Source organism: Paraburkholderia sediminicola (genome assembly GCF_046027825.1).
GTDB classification, from domain to species: domain Bacteria; phylum Pseudomonadota; class Gammaproteobacteria; order Burkholderiales; family Burkholderiaceae; genus Paraburkholderia; species Paraburkholderia sediminicola_D.
Genome location: NZ_JAQQDU010000197.1, coordinates 1 through 4,453, shown reverse-complemented (window position 1 = coordinate 4,453; position 4,453 = coordinate 1). Strand labels below are relative to the sequence as shown.

Annotated in this window: 3 protein-coding genes; 2 read left to right on the top strand and 1 reads right to left on the bottom strand. The window is 60.8% G+C overall.

The genetic code is table 11. The features are described 5' to 3' along the window. Positions 1-97 precede the first annotated feature (97 nt). Entirely contained in the window at positions 98-2,977 is a 2,880-nt protein-coding gene (locus PQQ96_RS41695) for a valine--tRNA ligase (RefSeq protein ID WP_408303197.1), read from the top strand. Between the two features lie 73 nt (positions 2,978-3,050). Further along, a complete protein-coding gene (gene galU / locus PQQ96_RS41690) occupies positions 3,051-3,932 on the top strand; it encodes a UTP--glucose-1-phosphate uridylyltransferase GalU (protein ID WP_408303195.1) in 882 nt (293 codons plus the stop codon). A gap of 123 nt (positions 3,933-4,055) precedes the next feature. On the opposite strand, the gene PQQ96_RS41685 is transcribed toward galU, so the two are convergent. Next, complete coding sequence (locus PQQ96_RS41685) at positions 4,056-4,283, bottom strand: sulfurtransferase TusA family protein (RefSeq protein ID WP_025600552.1); 228 nt, start codon at positions 4,281-4,283, stop codon at positions 4,056-4,058. Positions 4,284-4,453 lie beyond the last annotated feature (170 nt).

Here is a 4,453-nt window from a genome sequence, read left to right as displayed (position 1 = left end):
CAATAAGCGCCGAGCAGGCAAAAAACCCCCACCAGCCCCCCCACCCGCATCGCCCCTTATAATCGAATATTCTTCGCATTCACCAGCAGACCGACAAATGAGCGAGACTCCGAGCGACCCGACCTCCACGCTTGCCAAAAGCTTCGAGCCCCACACCATCGAAGCCCACTGGGGCCCCGAATGGGAAAAGCGCGCCTACGCGGCCCCCACCTTCGACGAGAACAAGAAAGACTTCTCGATCCAGTTGCCGCCGCCGAACGTCACGGGCACCCTGCACATGGGCCATGCGTTCAACCAGACGATCATGGACGGCCTCACCCGCTATCACCGTATGCTCGGTGAAAACACCCTCTGGGTGCCGGGCACGGACCACGCAGGCATCGCCACGCAAATCGTCGTCGAACGCCAACTGGATGCCACCGGCGTCTCCCGTCATGACCTCGGCCGCGAAAAGTTCACCGAACGCGTCTGGGAATGGAAACAGCAATCCGGCTCGACCATCACGAATCAGGTGCGCCGTCTGGGTGCGTCGATCGACTGGTCGCGCGAATATTTCACGATGGACGACAAAATGTCGGCCGCCGTGCGCGACGTGTTCGTACGCCTGTATGAACAAGGCCTGATCTACCGCGGCAAGCGCCTCGTGAACTGGGATCCGGTCCTGCTCACCGCCGTCTCCGACCTCGAAGTGGTCAGCGAAGAAGAAAACGGCCACCTCTGGCACATCCAGTACCCGCTCACGGACGGCTCCGGCCATCTGACGGTCGCCACCACGCGCCCGGAAACCATGCTCGGCGACACGGCCGTGATGGTCCATCCGGAAGACGAGCGCTATGCGCACCTGATCGGTAAAACCGTCACGCTGCCGCTCTCCGGCCGCGAAGTCCCGATCATCGCCGACGACTACGTCGACCGCGAATTCGGCACCGGCGTGGTCAAAGTCACGCCCGCGCACGATTTCAACGACTATCAGGTCGGCCTGCGCCACAAGCTGCCGATGATCGAGATCCTCACGCTCGACGCGAAGATCAACGACAACGCGCCGGAAAATTACCGCGGTCTGGACCGTTTCGAAGCCCGCAAGCAGGTTGTGATGGACCTCGAAGCGCTCGGCGCGCTCGAATCGGTCAAACCGCACAAGCTGATGGTGCCGCGCGGCGACCGCACGGGCGTCGTGATCGAGCCCATGCTGACGGACCAATGGTTCGTCGCCATGAGCAAGCCGGCGCCGGAAGGCACCTTCAATCCGGGCAAATCGATCGCCGAAACGGCGCTGGACGTGGTTCGCAGCGGCGAAATCAAGTTCGTACCGGAAAACTGGTCCACCACGTACTATCAATGGCTCGAGAACATCCAGGACTGGTGTATCTCGCGCCAACTCTGGTGGGGCCATCAGATCCCGGCGTGGTACGGCGAAAACGGTGAAATTTTCGTCGCCAACACCGAAGAAGGCGCGTGCGAGAAGGCCGCCGAGGCCGGTTACACGGGCCCGCTCAAGCGCGACGATGATGTGCTCGACACGTGGTTCTCGTCTGCGCTGGTGCCGTTCTCGTCGCTCGGCTGGCCTGCCGAGACGCCGGAGTTGAAGCACTTCATGCCCTCGTCGGTGCTGGTCACCGGCTTCGACATCATCTTCTTCTGGGTCGCGCGCATGGTCATGATGACCACGCACTTCACAGGCAAGGTGCCGTTCGACACGGTCTACGTGCACGGCCTCGTGCGCGACGCCGAAGGCCAGAAGATGTCGAAGAGCAAGGGTAATACGCTCGACCCGATCGATATCGTCGACGGCATCGACCTCGACGCGCTGGTTGCCAAGCGCACCACCGGCCTGATGAACCCGAAGCAGGCTGCGTCGATCGAAAAGAAAACCCGCAAGGAATTCCCGGACGGCATCCCGGCGTTCGGCACGGACGCGCTGCGTTTCACGATGGCGTCGATGGCCACGCTTGGCCGCAACGTCAACTTCGACCTCGCACGCTGCGAAGGCTATCGCAACTTCTGCAACAAGCTGTGGAATGCCACCCGCTTTGTTCTGATGAATTGCGAAGGCCACGATTGCGGTTTCGGCAAGCCGGAGCAATGCGGCGAATGCGGCCCCGATGGCCACCTGAATTTCTCGGCGGCCGACCGCTGGATCGTCTCGCGCCTGCAACGCGTGGAAGCGGAAATCGCCAAGGGCTTCGCCGACTATCGTTTTGACAATGTGGCCAACGCCCTATACAAGTTCGTGTGGGACGAATACTGTGACTGGTATCTCGAACTCGCCAAGGTTCAGATCCAGACGGGTCAGCCGAACCAGCAGCGCGCAACGCGCCGCACGCTGCTGCGCGTGCTCGAGACGGTGTTGCGCCTCGCCCATCCGGTCATTCCGTTCATTACCGAAGCGTTGTGGCAAAAAGTTGCGCCGTTGGCAGCTCGTTACCCTGAAGGCAAAGCCGAGGGCGAAGCGTCCATCATGGTGCAACCCTACCCCGTCGCGGAGCCGTCGAAGATCGACGAAGACGCGGAGCAATGGGCGGCCGACCTGAAAGCAGTGATCGATGCGTGCCGGAATCTGCGCGGCGAGATGAATCTGTCGCCGGCGGTCAAGGTGCCGTTGCTCGCTACCGGCAACGCGGAGCGCCTCTCCACCTTCGCTCCGTACGCTCAGGCACTGGCCCGTTTGTCGGAGGTGCAGATCATTGCCGACGAGGCAAGCCTGGATGCGCAGGCAGATGGCGCGCCAATTGCTATCGTAGGGAATGACAAGCTCGTGCTGAAGGTGGAAATCGACGTAGCCGTGGAGCGCGAGCGTCTGTCGAAGGAGATTGCGCGGCTGAGCGCGGAGGTCATCAAGTGCAACGCCAAATTGCAGAATGAAAGCTTTGTTGCAAAGGCGCCGCCGGCAGTCGTTGAGCAGGAGCAGAAAAGACTGGCAGAATTCGAAACCACTATCGGCAAGCTGAAAGCCCAATTGGCTCGTTTGCCAGCCTGATCGAAGGCTCCGTGCCCGCTTCTCGAGGGCGGGCACGGACCTGAAGCTAAACCAGAGGACTCAGGGTATTCACATGCTAAAAGTTACGAAAGCGGTATTTCCGGTAGCAGGTCTTGGCACCCGGTTCCTCCCTGCCACGAAGGCGAGTCCGAAGGAGATGCTGCCGATCGTCGACAAGCCGCTGATTCAGTACGCGGTGGAAGAGGCAATGGCGGCCGGCATCACCGAAATGATCTTCGTCACGGGCCGCAGCAAGCGTGCGATCGAGGACCATTTCGATAAGTCATACGAAATCGAAGCGGAACTCGAGGCGCGCGGCAAGCAAAAGCTGCTGGAACTGGTGCGCAGCATCAAGCCGAGCCATGTCGACTGCTTCTACGTGCGTCAACCGGAAGCGCTCGGTCTCGGCCATGCGGTGATGTGCGCGGAAAAACTGGTGGGCGACAACCCGTTCGCCGTCATCCTCGCGGACGACTTGCTGTACGGCACGCCGCCGGTGATGACGCAGATGATCGAAGTGTTCGACCACTATCACAGCTCAGTGATCGGCGTCGAAGAGATCCCGGCTGCGGAGACGAAGTCGTACGGTATCGTCGACGGCAAGGAGTGGGAAGACTCGATCATCAAGATGTCGGGCATCATCGAAAAGCCGGACCCGAGCGTGGCGCCGTCGAATCTCGGTGTGGTGGGCCGCTATGTGCTGAAGCCGCGGATCTTCGAACATCTGCGCGCGCTGAAGCCGGGCGCGGGTGGCGAATTGCAGTTGACGGACGCGATTCAGTCGCTGCTCGCCGATGAGCAGGTGCTGGCGTACAAGTACCACGGCACGCGTTTCGACTGCGGCAGCAAGCTGGGTTATCTGAAGGCGACGGTCGAGTTCGCCCTGCGTCACCCGGAAGTAGCAGCCGATTTCGAAGAATATCTGCGTACCCGTTCGCCGGTGCTGGAAGGCTGAGCAACGGGACAGCCGCGCAGAACCGCTCTGCGCTGTTTGCCTCTCGCAATAAGCATCAGTTCAGACGTAAAAAAGGCGCTGTGCCCCGCATTCGCGGGCACAGCGCCTTTTTTTGTTTGCCTTTCAGCGGCGCTTCATCAAAAACGTGAAAACCTTGTCGTGCGCCGAGCTTTCGACGATTTCGTTGCCGGTTTGCTTCGCGAACGCGGCGAAATCGCGCTGCGAGCCCGGATCGGTGGCCAGCACCTTGAGAATCTGACCGCTTTCCATGTCGGCGAGCGCCTTTTTGGCGCGCAAAATGGGCAGCGGGCACATCAGCCCGCGCGCATCGACTTCCTTGTGAACCTGAATTTGCATCGACGATGACCTTCGGGATGAGGCGTCGTCGCGCGACGCCGGGGAGAGGGTCAAATTCTACAGCAGGCGGGGGGTTGCCGCCGGGGGCGGTCCGGTTTTTGGTTTTTTCCTTGATGTGGGTTTTTTGGTCTTTCGTTGATCTGTTTGCCTGCGCGGCGCTTGTT